Origin of the sequence: Streptomyces sp. NP-1717, from assembly GCF_022695985.1 — a bacterium.
Classification (GTDB): domain Bacteria; phylum Actinomycetota; class Actinomycetes; order Streptomycetales; family Streptomycetaceae; genus Streptomyces.
The window spans coordinates 1-1847 of the sequence record NZ_JAAPBF010000443.1; the positions used below are offsets into that span (position 1 = coordinate 1).

The following is a 1847-nucleotide window of genomic DNA, read 5'->3' on the forward strand; positions in this document are numbered from 1 at the left end:
TGGCCGAGGCCCACACCCAAGGCGTCCCCGTGAACTGGGCCGCGCTGCCCGGTCCCGACGGCGAGCGCGTGGAACTGCCCACGTACGCCTTCGAACGTCAGCGTCACTGGCTCAACTCGACGCCGCGCGGCGGCCCCGCGCTGACCGCGGCAGGGCTCCAGAGCGCCGAACACCCCCTCCTGGGCGCGGCCGTGCCCGTACCCGCCGCCGGCGGAATGCTCCTCACCGGACGGCTCGCCCTCGACTCCCACCCCTGGCTTGCCGACCACCGCATCCTCGGCGCGGTGCTGGTACCGGGAACCGCCCTGCTGGAAGTGGCCGCGCACGCCGCGCGGCTGACCGGCGCCGGCGGCATCGCCGAACTGACCCTGGAATCACCACTGATCGTTCCCGACGAGGGCGCGGTCGAGCTCCAGGTCCTGGTGGAGCAGCCCGACGGCGACGGCTGGCGTCCGCTCAGCATCCACTCCCGCCCCGGCGACGCCCCGGACGACGCGCCCTGGCACCGCCATGCCCGCGGATTCCTCGCCGCCGACACCCCCTCGGCCGGCGCACCGGCTGTCGCCCCGTCCGCCGCCACCTGGCCGCCGCCCGGAGCGACACCGGTCCCGATCGACGACCTCTACGAACGCCTGGCCGGCATCGAGTTCCACTACGGCGACGGCTTCCGCGGACTCCGCGCCGCCTGGCGGCACGGCCAGGACCTCTTCGTCGACGTGCAGTTGCCGACCTCGTACGCGGCGGAGGCAGGCAGGTTCGGAATGCACCCCGCCCTGCTCGACAGCGCCCTGCACGCTCTCGGACTCGGACTCGGCACCTTCGCCGAAGAGGAGAACGACGGCGGACGTCTGCCGTTCTCCTGGCGCGACGTCGTTCTGCACCGGCCGGGCACCGACCGGATGCGCGTGCGTATCTCACCTGCCGAGGAGCCGGACACCGTCTCCCTGACCGCCACCGACGAGACCGGCGCACCGGTACTGTCGGCCGGGTCCTTGGTGCTGCGACCGGTCTCGCCGGAACACATCCGCACCGCTTCCCAGACCGCGTCCCGCACCGCGTCCCAGTCCACGGACGGGATGCTGCGGCGCATCGAGTGGCCCGTACGCCCCCGCCCTTCGACGTCCGCCTCGTCGGGCCGGACGGTGGTGCTCGGTGACGGACTCCCGAGCTGGCCCTCCGCCGACAGGCTGCCCACGCTCGCCGAGACCGAGACCGAGACCGAGACCGAGACCGAGACAGGGACGGGGACGGGGACGGGGACGGAGACCGAAGAGCGGCGGCCTGTCTGGGGGCTCCTGCCCGATCCGGCGCCGGCGAACGTCGTGCTGGTGTGCACCACCGGCTCCGCGGCTCCGGACGGTGACGTCTCCGAGGCTGCCCGTGCCGCCGTCGTCCGGACGCTGGGACTGGTGCAGGCATGGATCGGCGACGACCGGCTCGCGGACTCCCGGCTTGTCCTGGTCACTCGCGGTGCCGTCGAGGTGGTGCCGGGCGAGGGCGTCACCGATCTCGCGTACGCCGCGGTGTGGGGTCTGGTGCGGTCCGCCCAGTCCGAACACCCCGGCCAGTTCGTCCTGCTGGACGTCGATGACACCGACATCGCCCCCGAACTCCTGCGCGCGGCTCTCGCCACGGGCGACGACCAGCTCGCGGTCCGCAGCGGCAACCTGCACTCACCCACACTCACTGTCGTGCCGACCGACGTCCCGACTGGCGTCCCGACTGAAGCCCCGATCGACGGGGCAACCGGCGCGTCGGCCGTCGAACTCGCCGTCCAGCGCCCGTTTGATCGGGATGGGACGGTGTTGGTGACGGGTGGTACGGGTGTGTTGGGTGGGTTGGTGGCG

At 73.1% G+C, this 1847-nt stretch carries 1 protein-coding gene; it reads left to right on the plus strand.

Going from position 1 to position 1847, the window contains the following annotated elements; translation table 11 throughout:
• Positions 1-29: 29 nt before the first annotated feature.
• On the plus strand, positions 30-1847 hold a 1818-nt coding region (locus tag GXP76_RS35350), incomplete at its 3' end, for a polyketide synthase dehydratase domain-containing protein (RefSeq protein WP_242575711.1).